The following is a 15,038-nucleotide window of genomic DNA, read 5'->3' as shown; positions in this document are numbered from 1 at the left end:
ATTTAACAGGCGTGTTTTTACGCATCTTACCTACAAGAGAGTCGACGGTCATGGACAACACTACTTCGATGCCAGCGCAGCGCAAGCTGGGCTTCTTGCATCACATCAGGCTGGTTCCGCTGTTTTCCTCCATTCTCGGTGGCATTATTCTGCTATTTGCCTTGAGCGCAGGTCTGGCGGGGTATTTCCTTTTACAGGCCGACACCGATCAGCAGGATGTCACGTCTGAAATTCAGGTGCGTATGGGGCTGTCGAATAGCTCAAACCATCTGCGAACCGCGCGTATCAATATGATCCACGCCGGGGCGGCGAGCCGTATCGCGGAAATGGATGCGATGAAGCAAAACATCGCTGAGGCGGAAAAACGGATCAAACAGTCTCAGGAAGGGTTTAATGCCTACATCAATCGCGCGGTTCGTACGCCTGAGGATGAAGCGCTGGATGCCGATCTGAAAACACGCTATGACGCCTATATCGCAGGCCTGCAGCCGATGCTTAAGTTTGCAAAAAACGGCATGTTTGAAGCCATCATTAACCATGAAAACGAAAGTGCCCGCCCGCTGGATGACGCCTACAACGCCGTGCTGCTGAAGGCGATAAAGATCCGCACCGAGCGCGCGAACGCCCTGACGGTTAAGGCACACAGCCGCACCCAGCTGGGCCTGATGTTTATGGTGGGGGCGTTTGCCCTGGCGCTGGTGCTGACGGCCATGACCTTTGTCGTGCTGCGTCGCACGGTGATCACCCCGTTGCAGCGCGCCGCGAAACGCATTGAAAATATCGCCAAAGGCGACCTCACCATGCCGGACGATGTGGCCGGACGCAGCGAAATTGGCCGCCTGACGCGCGACCTGCAAACCATGCAGCACTCGCTGGAGAACACCGTCGGTACCGTGCGTCAGGGGGCGGAAGAGATCTATCGTGGCACCAGCGAAATCTCCGCAGGCAACACTGACCTCTCTTCCCGTACCGAGCAGCAGGCGGCTGCCATTGAGCAGACGGCAGCCAGCATGGAGCAGCTCACCGCAACGGTGAAACAGAACGCCGATAACGCGCACCATGCCAGCAAGCTGGCGGAAGATGCCTCCGGTAAAGCCAGTCGTGGCGGCCAGATGGTCTCCGGGGTGGTTAAAACCATGGGCAATATCTCTACCAGTTCGAAGAAGATCTCTGAAATTACCGCCGTGATTAACAGTATCGCCTTCCAGACCAATATTCTGGCGCTCAACGCGGCGGTAGAAGCGGCGCGTGCGGGTGAGCAGGGGCGCGGGTTTGCCGTGGTGGCAAGCGAAGTTCGTACTCTGGCAAGCCGCAGTGCGAATGCCGCCAAAGAGATCGAAAGTCTGATCAACGAATCCGTTTCGCTGATTGACCAGGGCTCGGGCGAAGTCGTCGCCGCCGGTAATACCATGAATGAAATCGTCGAAGCGGTTAAACGCGTCACGGACATTATGCTGGAGATCGCTGCCGCGTCTGATGAACAGAGCCGTGGTATTGAGCAGGTGAGCCAGGCGATTTCTGAGATGGATAAAGTGACCCAGCAGAACGCCTCGCTGGTGGAAGAGGCTTCCGCCGCGGCGGCATCGCTGGAAGAACAGGGCGCGCGTCTGACCGAGGCGGTGGGTGCATTTCGACTGAGCGGCGCGAAGCAAGGCCGGGCGGCAACGTCTGCGCCAGTGTCGAAGAATGCGCCGCTGCGTCCGGCGGCAGCGGTTTCCGGGGATAACTGGGAGACGTTCTGAGTGGCGTGTTGTGTCGGGTGGCGGCTTCGCCTTACCCGACCTACAAATAAAAAGGGACCTTTCGGTCCCTTTTTTCATCGCTTACTTTTTATCGGGTAACGCATACGCGATAACGTAATCACCGCGATCCGGTGACTGGCGGGCGCCGCCAGCGTTAATAATGATGTACTGTTTACCGGTTTTCGGTGAAACGTAGGTCATCGGCCCGGACTGGCTGCCGACCGGCAGACGGTCTTTCCAGATCTCTTTTCCGGTGGCGGTATCGAACGCGCGCAGGTAGAAATCCTGAGTGCCGGCAAAGAACAGCAGGCCAGACTGGGTGGAGAGCGACGCGCCAAGGGTTGGCATCCCGATAGGGATCGGCATATGCATGCGAATACCCAGCGGGCCGGTATCTTCCACGGTGCCCACCGGAACCTGCCACACCAGCTTGCCGGATTTCAGGTCAACCGCGGACATCGTGCCAAACGGCGGTTTCTGGCATGGAATACCCAGCGGTGACAGGAAACGCTCGCGCATGGCGCCGAACGGCGTGCCGTCCATGGGCACAATACCCATCTCAATCCCGCTGGCGTCTTTCGCCACGCTGGCACGCGGTACCATGTAGTTGGCCAGACCCAGGCGCATATCGTTGACGAACATCAGCCCGTTGTTCGGATCGACCGAGACGCTGCCCCAGTTCATCCCGCCCAGTGAGCCAGGGAACTGCAGGGAACGATCGAGACCCGGCGGGGTAAAGACCCCCTGATGGCGCATCTCTTTAAACTGGATGCGGCACAGCAGCAGGTCGACAGGCGTCGCGCCCCACATGTCGGATTCGGTCAGGGTCTGGTTGCCAATCATCGGCATACCGACGGAATACGGCTGCGTCGGGGAGTAGCGTTCGCCCTGCACGTTACCCGCCGGGACCGGACGTTCTTCCACTTTCGCCACCGGTTTGCCGGTTTCGCGGTTGAGCATAAAGATCATGCCCTGTTTACTGGTCTGCACCAGTACCGGTGTGGTTCCGCCTTTACCGTCTGGCAGATCGTACAGCAGCGGTTGAGAAGGCAGATCGAAGTCCCACAGGTCGTGATGGGTGGTCTGGAAATGCCAGCGGACCTGGCCGGTGGTGGCGTCAACGGCAACGATGGAGGAGCTGTATTTATCATCCAGCGCGGTGCGTTCTCCGGCCCAGAAATCTGGCGTGGCGTTACCGGTTGGCAGGTAAATCAGGTTCAGTTTTGCGTCATAGGACATTGCAGACCAGACGTTCGGTGTACCGCGCGTGTAGGTCTGGCCTTCCGGCGGCAGGCCGGTCAGGTTCGGATTACCCGGATCCCACGCCCAGGCCAGTTTACCGGTATGAACGTCATAGGCGCGCACCACGCCCGGCGGTTCGCCGGTGGAGAAGTTATCCGCCACGCGTCCGCCGACCACCACCACGTTTCCTGCCACAAGCGGCGTGGAGGTTTGCTGATAGTAGCCCGGTTTAATCTCACCCATACCCACGCTCAGATCCACGGTACCTTTGTCACCAAAGTCTTCGCAGGCTTTACCGTTATCGGCGTTGATGGCAATCAGGCGGGCATCGGTGGTGGGCAGGAACAGACGGCGCGGACAGGCGGCGGGCTGCGCATCAGCCTGTGACGTTGTCACGTTTTGTGAATCTTCAAAATAGCCCAGCCCACGGCAGCGCTGCCAGTTCGGGGCCGTGGCTTTGGCGTCGTAACGCCACTTCTCTTTCCCGGAATCTACATCCAGCGCCAGCACTTTGCTGTACGGCGTACAGACGTAGAGCGTGTCGCCAATCTGCAGCGGCGTGTTCTGGTCTTCCGCACCGGAGCCGTTGCTCTGGGGGATATCCCCGGTATGGGCAACCCACGCGACTTTCAGCTCGTTAACGTTCTGCTTGTTAATCTGGTCAAGGGCCGCAAAACGATCCCCGTGGGTGGTGTTACCCCAGTGTTCCCAGTTCTTCTGCTGTTCGCCAGCCGCGACCGGTTTCACCGGCACCGGCTCATTCGCCGCCACCAGCGTTTGGGGTATAAACATCCAGCCCAGGCTGACAAGCATTGCCACGGCGAGCAGCGCCGCCACGCCAAAGGCCGGGCCTTTTTTCACCGGCGTCGCACGGTTTGCCGCACGCAGGAACGGCCAGACGAGGGCACAGAGGAATGCCAGAACCGCAAAGGTGAAGAGGCGTGAGAAGAGCGGCCAGAAATCCCAGCCGGCATCGCTTACCGCCCAGAACAGCGACGCGATAAACGCGATGCCATACAACACAATCCCGCTGCTGCGGTTGATGAAAATCAGGATCGCGGCAATCACCATTACCACGCCCATGATCAGGAAGTATCCACTTCCGCCTACGGTGACGAGTTTAAAACCCAACCCGCCAACGGCCAGACCGACGATCGCCATCAGTCCGGCAAGGAGCCACTGCAGGATACGGGGTATCCCACGTGGCGCGCTGCCAAATGCCATCTCTTTCTCCTTAAGATCCCCCGCTGCACAGCACGACAACGTGCCGGAAGTGTACCAGGTGGGTAATAAATGCAGTGGGAATAATGATTAATACGCTTGAATTCGGGGTTGATAAAATATTTACGAACCATTTGGTGAATTCGTCGCTATGATAAAACTGTTAAATTGTTTTGCGCAATTGTTAATAAATGATTTCGCATTAAATGATTAGAACGCAGGAATGACCCTCGCCCCGGGGGGAGAGGGTCAGGGCAAGGGGAAAGGAATCAGGCAGGCATCGATTTACGTATCGCGCTCAGTAGCGTCTGTGCACCTGAGGAGAGCGGCGTATCAACGCGGGTTAAAATGCCAATCGGTTCGCCGGCGCCGGGCGAGGTCACCGGCAGTGCGGTGAGCGTGCCCTGGCGTAAATCATCTTTGACCGCACCGGAGGGGACGAACCAGACGTAGTCATAATCCACGGTAAGCTGGCGTGACAGGGAAGCGGACAGGGTTTCAATACAGCCTGTCGGCAGCGTACAGCCCTGCATCTGCAGTAACGTTTCGGCATTTTGCCGTGGAACCGTACCTTTCGGTGACACGACCACCGGCCACTCCATCACCCGGCTTAGGGTGACCGTATCCTGCAACAGAGGATGGTTAGGGCGTACCACCAGCTTCAGGGATTCCAGGAACAGCAGTTCATAATTCAGACCCACCATCAGTTCGGGATCTGACATCCGTCCGATACCCAAATCCAGCTCGCCGGATTTCAGCCCCGCAAGCAGCATGGTGTTATTCATGGTGGCGACCTGCAGGGTCGTATGTTTTTGCTGTTTGTGAAACTGACCGATCACCGGCGGCAGAATGCCCAGCGCCGCCGTCGGCAGGGCACCCACGCGGACAATCTCGTGCGTCTGCTCTTCTTTACGGTTTAGCGCCTGTCCGGCGGTATTGAGCGCATCAAGCACTTTGACTGCATGGGTCAGAAACTGCTCCCCGACCAGGGTCAGTTGTGCGCCCAGACGGCCGCGATCGAACAGACGGGCACCGGTCAGTTGTTCCAGCTCGTTAAGCGTTTTTGAGAGAGCAGGCTGGCTCAGGTTAAGGGTTTCAGCCGCACGCCCCAGCGTTCCCTGTTGAGCGACGGCCACAAATGTATGCAAATGGCGCAAGCGTATGCGCTGACTGAACAGACCATTTTTTTCCATAGGCGATGTTAAAAACAGAGCGATGCGGGTGACAAGCTAAGTTGTTTAATTTTGATAACTTGATAGCAAAATATTTTTAACATTTGATCTGTTTGAGTTACAACATGTTTTTGGCGGGGGGCTGAACGTCCTTGTTCATTTATTGCACATTCGGGCAGGGAAACGTTAAATCACGCCATCACCGCCGTCGGAACACCATACCTGGCCGGTCGTAAAGGAACACTCATCTGACGCCAGCGTGACGTATAAAGGTGCAATCTCCACCGGCTGGCCCGGACGGCCCAGCGGTGTGTCACCCCCAAACTGCTTCACTTTCTCCATCGGCTGGCCGCCGCTGGATTGCAGCACCGTCCAGTAAGGCCCGGGAGCCACGGCATTAACGCGAATGCCCTTCGGCCCAAGCTGTTTGGCAAGGGATTTGGTAAACACCGCCAGACAGGCTTTGGTCTGGGCATAGTCCAGCAGGACAGGGCTGGGTTTTACCGCCTGCACCGAGGAGGTGTTAATAATTGCCGCAGGGGCTTTCAGATGGCGAAGCGCCGCTTTGGTGATCCAGAACGGGGCATAAACGTTGGTTTTAAACGTGGCATCGAAATCTTCGGTAGTGAGTTCTTCCAGCGATTCCCGATACTGCTGGCGACCGGCGTTATTCACCAGAATGTCCAGCCCGCCAAGTTTAGCCACCGCTTCTTCCACCAGGTTCTGGCAGAAGGTTTCATCCCGGACATCCCCCGGCAGCGCGACGGCGTTGCGCCCTTCGGCCTTGATCAGGTCGATGACCTCTGCGGCGTCTTTCTCTTCTTCAGGCAGATAGTTAATGGCGACATCGGCGCCTTCACGGGCGTAGGCAATGGCCACCGCGCGGCCGATACCGGAGTCACCGCCGGTAATCAGCGCTTTTTTGCCCGCCAGACGGCCGTGGCCTTTATAGCTCGTTTCCCCGTGATCGGGAACAGGTTGCATCTCAGAAGCCAGTCCTGGTGGCGTCTGCGGCTGTTCCGGGAAAGGGGGTTGCGGATAAGCGTTCGTACGTTGTTGAGTATCACTCATAGCTGACTCCTTAAGCCAATAGGTGAGTTAGGATGAAAATACAGCGTTAACGCTTCGCTGAGTTATTTCTGCAGATGATCGACACGTACAACGGAAGGCGATGACTTTTTATCAAGCGAACCGTTAATGCTGATCATCTGGTCTGGTTTGACTGTTCTGCCGTCAAAAACTGCTTTTGGGATAATAACGTCGATTTTTCCGGATTTATCCTGAAATACATACTTATCGCCGCTACCGTCAATAAGGTTGCCGCGCAGTGAAATGGTCGCGCCATCATGCATTTGTTTCGCCTGGTCGATGGTCATAATACGGGCATCATCGGTGCCGCGATAACCGCTATCCAGCGCATGCGGAGGGGGCGGCGCTTCACCCTTTTGTAACCCGCCGTTATTATCAGCCCATGCGGTTGGCACCATAAATATTAAAAAAGCGGAAATAAGTGATAATTTCATCTGATATCCTTCATTTAAGGTGTCTTGACTTATTAAGTATTGTTGCTATTCCTTTATGTGGCAAATGTGATAAGTCTTAAAAACATTCGCCATACAAAACAGAACGTTTGGTAAATAAGCGAAACGGTGATGGCTGCCATGAATGATAAAAATGAAAAGTTACCCGGGATAAATGAGAGTTATCGCTTGCTGAGGTTTGAATATGCATTTCGCCAGGTCGGATTTATTGTGTTACTGAGTATTATCATCGCGGCGATTGCCGGTCTGTTTTCAAGTGGGATAGTGAGTGACACGGAGAAAACCAATTCTGCAAAATCCCTGACCCTCAACTATGAACGCTTTGCGCGTCGGCAAACGGAGTCGCGACTTCAGCTGATCTTTCCGGTCAACAGCGAGGGCAAATACACTGTGAGCATGACCAGCGAGAGCAGCGACGCCTACGAGCCGGGCAGCGTCTGGCCGCAGCCAGACAGCATGTACAGCCGCGGGAACACGCTCTATTTTGTCTATAATCATCTTGAAAAATCGCCACATTTTTCGGTCTGGCTGTTCATTACCCCGACCAGAGGCGGTAAATGGCACAACGTCATTCGTGTAAACAACCTGCCGGATATTCCTTTCTGGCAATTTATTTACCCTTAGGAGGCTGCCATGGATATGGTTTTTAGGGCGTTGGCGATTTACCTGTTTCTGGTGGTGGTCTTCAAAGTGGCCGGACGACGTGCGTTGCTGCAGATGACCAGCTTTGATCTTATTCTCCTGTTAATTATCAGCGAAGCAACCCAGCAGGCCCTGCTGGGGGAGGATTTTTCGGTCACGGGCGCAATGATAACCATCACCACGCTGGTGGTTGTGGATATTATTTTTGGACTGATGAAAAAGTATTTTTCGCCGGTGGAGAATATCCTGGATGGCACGCCGGTAATTCTGGTTGAGAACGGCGTGCCCTTAGCAGATAAACTCAAAAAGGTCGATGTTTCATGTGATGATATTCTGGTTTCAGCCCGGCAGAATAATGGTATTACAAAGTTAAGTGAAATTAAATATGCCATTCTGGAACGCAATGGCCATATTTCCATTATTCCTGAGAAAAAATGAGAGGCCTGATGATGAGCAATCTATACCACGACAACACCATTACCGTGGCTGAACTGACCAAAAAACTGGCGAGCAGGTTAATCGATGCAGGGCTTCGCTTAACAACCGCAGAATCCTGCACCGGCGGGAAGCTTTCGGTGGCGCTCTGCGCGGAAGAGAACACTGCCGATTTTTATGATGTGGGGCTGGTCGTCTTCAGCGATAGCGCGAAGGAGAGGATCCTGGGCGTAAGCCCGGAAACCCTCGCGCGGTTTACCGCCGTCAGTGAACAGACCGTCACCGAGATGGCGGCCAGCATCCGCGACATTGCCCAGGCCGATGTCAGTATTGCCATCAGCGGGTATGCCGGGCCGGAAGGGGGAGATGACGGCACGGCGGCGGGGACCGTGTGCTTCGCCTGGAATATCGGCGGAAAGACGGAAACGAGCAGGGTGCTCTTTTCCGGCGACTGTCAGGACGTGGTGGAAAAAGCGGTGCATTACTCGCTGGCTGAATTAGTGACGAAATTATCGGGCTGAAATAACGCGGAGGTTTTATGGCAGTGATGGTCATTACTGGCGGGACGGCTGGCGTGGGGAAAGCCACGGCGCTGCACTTTGCAAAAGCGGGCTACGATGTGGGCATTATTGCGCGCGAGGAGACAAGCCTTCACTCGACCCAGGAAGAGCTACGCCGTTTTGGCGTCAATGCGTTGGCCGTGCAGGCGGATGTGGCCGACAGTCAGGCGGTGGTGGATGCCGCCAACGAAATTGAGTATCGCCTTGGGGCGATAGATGTGTGGGTCAATAATGCCATGGGGGCGGTGCTGGCGCCGTTTCGGACCATGACGCCGGATGAATTTCGCCGCGTCACAGAAGTCACCTACCTTGGCTACGTGAACGGTACCCGTGCCGCGCTGGAACTGATGGTGCCGCGCGATCGGGGCGTAATTATTCAGGTTGGCTCCGCGCTGGCCTACCGCTCCATTCCTTTGCAGTCCGCCTACTGCGGCGCCAAAGCCGCGATCCGGGGCTTTACCGATGCGGTGCGTACCGAGCTGATGCATGAGAACAGCCGGGTGCAGCTCGCCATGGTCCAGATGCCGGGGCTAAATACGCCGCAGTTTGAATGGGCACGGAATAAGTTTGCCTGGGCGATGCGCCCGGTTCCGCCAGTGTTTGAGCCGGAAGTGGCCGCGAGTGCCATTTTCAGGGTGGCGCAAAAACCGGTGCGCGAGCTGTGGGTGGGCAGCAGTACCATCCAGTCGATTGTCGGCCAGTTCCTCTTCCCCGGCTTTCTTGACCGTCTGATGGTGAAAAAGGCCTGGGAAGGGCAGATGACCGACACCCTGAACGCAGAAGACCGGTGGGATTATCTCGACCAGCCGGTCAACGACCTGCACAAAATCCACGGCCATTTCTCTGCTGAGGCGAAAACGCGCGCCAGCGCGGTCTCCTCTGGCGCGCCCGGGAAAGTGCTGCTGGGCTCCCTGGCCGTCGCAGGGATTGTGCTCACACGCCTGATGCGCGGCCGCAAAAAGTAGTCAGCGCAGCGCGCTACGGTTTGTCCAGAACCAGCGATAGCCGTAGCCGCCTATATCCAGCTCAACGGTTTTGCCGCAGACCAGCGCATCCTCGTAGCGTTTGTCTGCCAGACAGGCGGTCCATGTGGCGTGGCGGATCCCTCTGGCGGTGAAGGTCACCGGTTTATCGCTGAAATTAACAAAGGTAAGAATGCTGCGATCTTCAGCCTCGTAGTAAATTCCCAGCACTGCATCATCATCGATGGCGATAAGATGAAACGGCGCCACGGCAATCTCCGGGAATTCAGACCGCGTGTTGGCGATATCGATAATCCGGTGCAGCAGCGAGTTGCGGTGCAACAGCGAATCCGCCACGTTAATTTTCTGATAACGATAGGGCCCGTGGTCAATGATGGGCGCGATAAAGCTCTGCGGGTCTGCGTCAGAGAAGCCACCGCCCTGAGAGGGCGCCCACTGCATGGGCGTACGCACGGCGTAACGCTCTTCTAAATCCAGATCATCACCCATGCCGATTTCATCCCCGTAGCGCATAACGGGCACCCCGGGCAGGGAGAACAGCACGGCGTGGCAGAGCGCCAGCCGCTTCTGGTCGCCATTCAGCATCGGCGCCAGGCGACGGCGGATCCCACGCTGGTACACGTTCATCTCTTCATCCGGGGCGAACGTGTCGAGGACGAACTGTTTATCCTTTTTACCGATCCCCTCCAGATCCAGCTCGTCGTGGTTACGCAGCCAGTTGGCAAAGCAGCAGGAGTCCGGCGGAACGATCATTTTCTTCACCGCATTGCGCAGCGGGCGGGCGCTTTTCCTGGCCAGGCTCACGTAGAAATATTTATTAAGCCAGAAGTTAAGCACCAGATGCAGGCGGTCGTTATTGCCGAAATAGTCCTTGTAGGCTTCCACTTCTACGTCAACTTCACCGAGCAGGATCGCCTGCGGGTTATGTTGGGTAATCAGGCGGCGCAGGTGCTCCAGGATCCACAGCCCCTTTTTCTCGTCACCGCCTCCGGCCTGGGTGGTGAGATGCGACGCGGCATCCAGACGGAATCCCGATACGCCGAGCTTAAGCCAGAAGAGAATAATGTTCTCTATCTCTTTAATTACCGCAGGTGAGGTGAGGTTGAGATCAGGCTCGTGGCGATAAAACATATGCCGGTAGTATTGGCCCGCCTCGTCATCCCATGTCCAGATGCTCTTTTCCACGCCGGGGAACATCGGAGGCGTATCGTCATCGTCATTATCTGACCACAGATAATAGTCGCGAAAGGGGGATTTCGGGTTGCGCCGGGCTTCCTGAAACCAGAGGTGGGCGTCCGACGTATGCTGGATCAACAGCTCGATAATGACCTGCATCCCCAGCTCACGTGCCTGCTCAATAAAAGCGATAATATCCGCCAGTTTGCCGAACCGGGGATCGACCTGCAGGTGGTCGCTGACGTCATACCCTTCGTCCAGAAAAGGGGTAAGGTAAAACGGAGTGATCCAGATTACTGTCGCCCCCATGCGGCGTATATAACGCAATTTGGCCGTTATTCCGGCGATGTCTCCGCAGCCATCGCCGTTTAAATCGTAAAACAGTGCCGTATCAATTTGATAAATAATGGCCCGTGTATGCCATCCTGCCATCCTGCACCTCAGTGGTAACCTTCTGTATCAGAAACTTTTCCCCGAAAGACGTAGTAACTCCAGGCGGTGTACACCAGGATCACCGGAATAATCAGTAACGTCCCCACCAGCATAAAGAGCTGGCTGGCGGGCGGGGCCGCGGCATCCCACAGGCTAATGCGCGGCGGAATAATGTTCGGCCACAGGCTGATGCCCAGTCCGCTAAAACCGAGGAAGATAAGCCCAAGCGTCAACAGGAACGGACGCGCGTGGCTGGCCGGGTTGCGGGTCAAGCGCCAGATCCACAGGCTAAATATGCCCACCAGCAGAGGCACCGGCAGGAACCAGAAGAAGTTAGGCAGGGTAAACCAGCGCTCGGCCACGTACTGCCAGCCGAGTGGCGTCCAGATACTCACCACCGCGATGACGACAATCAGCGCCAGCAGCACGTGGCGGGTCAGTTCGCGCATGCGGTTTTGCAGTGCACCTTCGCTTTTCATGATAAGCCACGTGGTGCCCAGCAGCGTGTAGGCCACCACCAGCCCGATACCGCAGAACAGGTTGAAGGGGGTCAGCCAGTCGAGGGCAGACCCCACGTAGCGTCGGCCTTCTACTTCAAAACCGTTGATCACCGCGCCGACCACCACGCCCTGGCTGAAGGTGGCGAGTAGCGAGCCTCCCGCAAAGGCATAGTCCCAGAACTGGCGGTGAGAGGGCGTCGCTTTGAAGCGGAACTCAAAGGCGACACCGCGAAAGATAAGACCGATCAGCATGGCGGTAAGCGGAATGGTGAGCGCATCGATGATCACCGCATAGGCGAGCGGAAAGGCGCCAAACAGCCCTGCGCCGCCCAGCACCAGCCAGGTTTCGTTGCCGTCCCAGACGGGGGCCACGCTGTTCACCATCACGTCGCGCTCTTTAGCATCGCCCACGAAGTTAAACAGCAGACCGATCCCCAAATCAAAGCCATCCATGATGATGTACATCAGGGTGGCGAAGACGATGATGGCAAACCAGATAACCGAGATATCGACGCCCATCAGATTCTCTCCTCTTCCGGAACAGACTCAGCGGCAGACAGCGGACGGGCGGGAGTGCCCGAGGTGTTCGAGGTTAGCGTGTCCACCGGCTGTGGTCCTTTCTTAATCAGACGCACAAGGTAGACATAGCCCACGCCAAACACCGAGCAATAAACGACGATGAAGGCCAGCAGGCTGATGCTCATCTGCAGCGTACTGTGCAGAGAGACCGCGTCGATGGTGCGCAGATAGCCGTAGACCACCCACGGCTGGCGACCCACTTCGGTGGTCACCCAGCCAGCGAGCAGCGCCAGCAGACCGGCTGGCCCCATACAGAGGGCAAACCAGTGGAACGGGCGCGAGTGATACAGCCGGTGGCGATAGCGTAGCCACAGGCTCAGGACGCCGAGGGCAATCATCAACAGCCCCATGCCAACCATGATGCGGAACGACCAGAAGACGATGGTGGAGTTCGGGCGATCTTCTTTCGGGAAATCTTTCAGCGCGGGGACCTGTTTATCCAGACTGTGGGTCAGGATCAGGCTGCCGAGAGCCGGGATCTCAAGCCCGTATTTGGTGCGCTCCTCTTCCATATCCGGCAGACCAAACAGCAGCAGCGGGGTGGCTTCCCCTGGCGGATTTTCCCAGTGCCCCTCGATGGCGGCGATTTTGGCAGGCTGATGTTCAAGCGTGTTCAGGCCATGCATATCCCCGACTACGGCCTGAATGGGGGCGACCAGCAGGGCCATCCACATAGCCATCGAGAACATTTTGCGAATGGCGGGCGTGTCGTTGCCGCGCAGCAGGTGCCAGGCTCCCGACGCGCCCACAAACAGCGCGCTGCACAGGAACGCGGCAATGGACATATGGATCAGCCGGTACGGGAAAGAGGGGTTGAAGATGACGGCCAGCCAGTCTTCAGGGATCACCTGGCCGTTCTCAATGGTGAAGCCCTGCGGGGTGTGCATCCAGCTGTTAGAGGCGAGGATCCAGAAGGTGGACATTAGCGTGCCCAGCGCCACCATGCAGGTTGCGAAGAAGTGCAGTCCCGGTCCAACCTTGTTCCAGCCGAACAGCATTACGCCGAGAAAACCGGCCTCCAGGAAGAAAGCGGTTAATACCTCGTAGGTCAGCAATGGCCCGGTGATGCTGCCTGCAAACTGAGAGAACCCGCTCCAGTTGGTGCCGAACTGATAGGCCATGACCAGCCCGGACACAACGCCCATACCAAAGTTGACGGCAAATATTTTGAGCCAGAAATGGTACAGGGAGCGCCAGACGTCGTTTTTGGTACGCAGCCACATCCCTTCGAGCACCACCAGATAGCTGGCAAGCCCGATGGTGATCGCCGGGAAGAGAATATGAAACGAGACGGTAAAAGCGAACTGAATTCTCGCCAGATGAAACGCGTCGAGTTCGAACATGGTCCGTACCTCTGGAACGATGGGGCACGAGAATTACCAGGCAGCGGGAGCTGCCTGGCAAAACCGGTTACGGTTTTTTCTTACCGGCGCCTAGCTCGGCACCTGTTAACGGGTCGGCGTTCGGATCGGATTTTGTGCGAGCAGACATCGCCTTGACGAGCGTAGCCTGTTCGGTCGAGAGCGTCACGCTTGCACTCCCGTCTCCACCGTCAACCGCAGGTTGGGGGGCCTCAACGTAGTCGAAATGCTTATCGCTGTTCCAGCTTCCGCGGACCTCGCCACCTTCAGACATATTGTAGTACTTGTTGGTGAATTCCTCGATTGGCGGCAATTTCCCCGGCGGGAAATTATTGCGAATAGACTGAAGCGCCTTCTCGAAGGAGAGCTGGTGCGCCGCCTCTCGCGTCATCAGAAACGCCAGTGCATCTTTCACCCCGGGATCGTCTGTCACGTTGATCAGACGCTCATAGATGATTTTTGCCCGCGCCTCTGCGGCCACGTTCGAGCGCAGATCCGCCGTGGGTTCACCAATGGTATCAACGTAGGCCGCCGTCCAGGGCACACCCGCGGAGTTGGTGAGCGGGGTACCGCCGCCGTAGAGCAGGGAGGTGATATGGCTGTCGTTGCCGTTTTCGGTCATGGACCGGTACAGCTCGGCTTCGTTCTCTACCCCTTCCGCCAGCGCGCCTTTGGCCCCTTTATTCAGCATGCCGACCAGCGTCCCGATGATTTCGAGGTGGCTCAACTCTTCGGTCGCGATATCCATCAGCATATCTTTACGGCCAGGATCGTCATCACTCAGGCCCTGGGTGAAGTAGCGGCAGGCGGCCGCCAGTTCACCCTGCGGCCCGCCAAATTGTTCCAGCAGAAGATTGGCGAGGCCGGGATTCGGTTCAGCAACGCGAACCGTGTATTGCAGCTGTTTGACGTGTCGAAACATACACTCTCCTGTGGTTTATTTTTTCGCTTCGACACCTGATGCATCAGAACGCAGCAGGAACTGTTCCGTCGTTTGCGGAATATGACGAATTAGCCAGTCGGCCATCTCGCGCTCTTCGGCGAGAATGGTTTCAATGGCGGGTACAGAGGCGGTGTCGCCCGCTTTTTTGGCCGCGGCCAGAAGGGAGGTGTAGCAGGCAATTTCGAACTGTTCGAAAACATAGCCGCTGATGGAGCCTTTAACAATCTCATCGGACGGGAACATGCCGCCGATGGACTGGCCGAGCGCAGCCATTTTGCTCATCGAGTCTTTTAAAACCGAACGAGAAATATCATTACGATCGAGGATTTCCTCCAGCAATGTGATTTGCCGTTTTGTCTCATTAAGGTGCTGCTCAATACGGGCGCGAACATCAGGATAATTTTCAATACGGCTGGCCATCGATTCCAGCATTGATTCGGCTTGCTTTTCCATTGCATGGGCATCGCGTAGCCAGTCATGGTAGTGTTCTACGTGATTCATATTTCGTT

General features: G+C 56.5%; 14 protein-coding genes. 5 read left to right on the top strand and 9 right to left on the bottom strand.

Translation table 11 applies throughout. The features are described from left to right. The first annotated feature begins 50 nt into the window (after window positions 1–50). On the top strand, window positions 51–1,742 hold the full coding sequence (locus AK59_RS0121615; RefSeq protein WP_029883808.1) for a methyl-accepting chemotaxis protein: 1,692 nt from the start codon (window positions 51–53) through the stop codon (window positions 1,740–1,742). Between the two features lie 81 nt (window positions 1,743–1,823). On the opposite strand, the gene AK59_RS0121610 is transcribed toward AK59_RS0121615, so the two are convergent. From AK59_RS0121610 to AK59_RS0121595, 4 genes are all read right to left on the bottom strand, one after another. Continuing rightward, the gene (locus AK59_RS0121610; RefSeq protein ID WP_029883807.1) at window positions 1,824–4,208 is read right to left on the bottom strand and encodes a glucose/quinate/shikimate family membrane-bound PQQ-dependent dehydrogenase; all 2,385 of its coding nucleotides are present in this window, start codon (window positions 4,206–4,208) and stop codon (window positions 1,824–1,826) included. 266 nt (window positions 4,209–4,474) lie between these two features. Continuing rightward, window positions 4,475–5,398: a LysR substrate-binding domain-containing protein gene (locus AK59_RS0121605; RefSeq protein ID WP_014831860.1), complete on the bottom strand. Its 924-nt coding sequence runs from the start codon at window positions 5,396–5,398 to the stop codon at window positions 4,475–4,477. Between the two features lie 165 nt (window positions 5,399–5,563). Beyond that, window positions 5,564–6,448, bottom strand: a complete 885-nt coding sequence (locus AK59_RS0121600; protein ID WP_013096673.1) for an SDR family oxidoreductase — start codon at window positions 6,446–6,448, stop codon at window positions 5,564–5,566. Between the two features lie 62 nt (window positions 6,449–6,510). Next, the gene (locus AK59_RS0121595) at window positions 6,511–6,900 is read right to left on the bottom strand and encodes a YdeI family stress tolerance OB fold protein (protein ID WP_013096672.1); all 390 of its coding nucleotides are present in this window, start codon (window positions 6,898–6,900) and stop codon (window positions 6,511–6,513) included. A gap of 138 nt (window positions 6,901–7,038) precedes the next feature. On the opposite strand from AK59_RS0121595, the gene AK59_RS0121590 reads away from it, so the two are divergent. From AK59_RS0121590 to AK59_RS0121575, 4 genes are read left to right on the top strand one after another with little or no spacing between them, the layout of a single operon-like run. Beyond that, window positions 7,039–7,542, top strand: a complete 504-nt coding sequence (locus tag AK59_RS0121590; protein WP_029883806.1) for a hypothetical protein — start codon at window positions 7,039–7,041, stop codon at window positions 7,540–7,542. Between the two features lie 9 nt (window positions 7,543–7,551). Further along, window positions 7,552–7,998 carry a DUF421 domain-containing protein gene (locus AK59_RS0121585; protein WP_013096670.1) on the top strand — a complete coding sequence of 149 codons (447 nt, stop codon included), beginning with the start codon at window positions 7,552–7,554 and terminating at the stop codon, window positions 7,996–7,998. Between the two features lie 11 nt (window positions 7,999–8,009). Further along, window positions 8,010–8,516, top strand: a complete 507-nt coding sequence (locus tag AK59_RS0121580; protein WP_029883805.1) for a 2-oxo-tetronate isomerase — start codon at window positions 8,010–8,012, stop codon at window positions 8,514–8,516. A gap of 17 nt (window positions 8,517–8,533) precedes the next feature. After that, window positions 8,534–9,520, top strand: a complete 987-nt coding sequence (locus tag AK59_RS0121575; RefSeq protein ID WP_029883804.1) for an SDR family oxidoreductase — start codon at window positions 8,534–8,536, stop codon at window positions 9,518–9,520. Here AK59_RS0121575 and AK59_RS0121570 read toward each other — a convergent pair whose 3' ends face one another. The 5 genes from AK59_RS0121570 to AK59_RS0121550 form a co-directional block, all read right to left on the bottom strand. Further along, on the bottom strand, window positions 9,521–11,146 hold the full coding sequence (locus AK59_RS0121570; RefSeq protein WP_029883803.1) for an alpha-amylase family protein: 1,626 nt from the start codon (window positions 11,144–11,146) through the stop codon (window positions 9,521–9,523). An 8-nt stretch (window positions 11,147–11,154) separates the two neighbouring features. After that, on the bottom strand, window positions 11,155–12,165 hold the full coding sequence (gene cydB / locus AK59_RS0121565) for a cytochrome d ubiquinol oxidase subunit II (RefSeq protein ID WP_029883802.1): 1,011 nt from the start codon (window positions 12,163–12,165) through the stop codon (window positions 11,155–11,157). Further along, entirely contained in the window at window positions 12,165–13,568 is a 1,404-nt protein-coding gene (locus AK59_RS0121560) for a cytochrome ubiquinol oxidase subunit I (RefSeq protein ID WP_013096665.1), read from the bottom strand. Before AK59_RS0121560 ends, cydB begins: the two co-directional genes overlap by 1 nt. Before the next feature lie 67 nt (window positions 13,569–13,635). Then, the gene (locus AK59_RS0121555) at window positions 13,636–14,508 is read right to left on the bottom strand and encodes a manganese catalase family protein (protein ID WP_020688584.1); all 873 of its coding nucleotides are present in this window, start codon (window positions 14,506–14,508) and stop codon (window positions 13,636–13,638) included. A gap of 15 nt (window positions 14,509–14,523) precedes the next feature. Then, window positions 14,524–15,030, bottom strand: coding sequence for a ferritin-like domain-containing protein (locus AK59_RS0121550; RefSeq protein ID WP_013096663.1), 507 nt, complete (start codon window positions 15,028–15,030; stop codon window positions 14,524–14,526). Window positions 15,031–15,038: the final 8 nt, after the last annotated feature.

Source organism: Enterobacter sp. T1-1, assembly GCF_000710795.1.
Taxonomy (GTDB): domain Bacteria; phylum Pseudomonadota; class Gammaproteobacteria; order Enterobacterales; family Enterobacteriaceae; genus Enterobacter; species Enterobacter cloacae.
Note: the sequence above shows the minus strand (reverse complement) of the source record. Positions and strands in the feature narration are given on the sequence as shown.

What these genes read in the sequence shown, in the direction of transcription:
- AK59_RS0121590 (WP_029883806.1), top strand. Translation starts at nt 7,039, where the DNA reads ATGAATGATAAAAATGAAAAGTTACCCGGGATAAATGAGAGTTATCGC.
- AK59_RS0121550 (WP_013096663.1), bottom strand. Translation starts at nt 15,030, where the DNA reads ATGAATCACGTAGAACACTACCATGACTGGCTACGCGATGCCCATGCA.
- AK59_RS0121560 (WP_013096665.1), bottom strand. Translation starts at nt 13,568, where the DNA reads ATGTTCGAACTCGACGCGTTTCATCTGGCGAGAATTCAGTTCGCTTTT.
- AK59_RS0121615 (WP_029883808.1), top strand. Translation starts at nt 51, where the DNA reads ATGGACAACACTACTTCGATGCCAGCGCAGCGCAAGCTGGGCTTCTTG.
- AK59_RS0121585 (WP_013096670.1), top strand. Translation starts at nt 7,552, where the DNA reads ATGGATATGGTTTTTAGGGCGTTGGCGATTTACCTGTTTCTGGTGGTG.
- AK59_RS0121600 (WP_013096673.1), bottom strand. Translation starts at nt 6,448, where the DNA reads ATGAGTGATACTCAACAACGTACGAACGCTTATCCGCAACCCCCTTTC.
- AK59_RS0121580 (WP_029883805.1), top strand. Translation starts at nt 8,010, where the DNA reads ATGAGCAATCTATACCACGACAACACCATTACCGTGGCTGAACTGACC.
- AK59_RS0121595 (WP_013096672.1), bottom strand. Translation starts at nt 6,900, where the DNA reads ATGAAATTATCACTTATTTCCGCTTTTTTAATATTTATGGTGCCAACC.
- cydB (WP_029883802.1), bottom strand. Translation starts at nt 12,165, where the DNA reads ATGGGCGTCGATATCTCGGTTATCTGGTTTGCCATCATCGTCTTCGCC.
- AK59_RS0121555 (WP_020688584.1), bottom strand. Translation starts at nt 14,508, where the DNA reads ATGTTTCGACACGTCAAACAGCTGCAATACACGGTTCGCGTTGCTGAA.
- AK59_RS0121610 (WP_029883807.1), bottom strand. Translation starts at nt 4,208, where the DNA reads ATGGCATTTGGCAGCGCGCCACGTGGGATACCCCGTATCCTGCAGTGG.
- AK59_RS0121605 (WP_014831860.1), bottom strand. Translation starts at nt 5,398, where the DNA reads ATGGAAAAAAATGGTCTGTTCAGTCAGCGCATACGCTTGCGCCATTTG.
- AK59_RS0121570 (WP_029883803.1), bottom strand. Translation starts at nt 11,146, where the DNA reads ATGGCAGGATGGCATACACGGGCCATTATTTATCAAATTGATACGGCA.
- AK59_RS0121575 (WP_029883804.1), top strand. Translation starts at nt 8,534, where the DNA reads ATGGCAGTGATGGTCATTACTGGCGGGACGGCTGGCGTGGGGAAAGCC.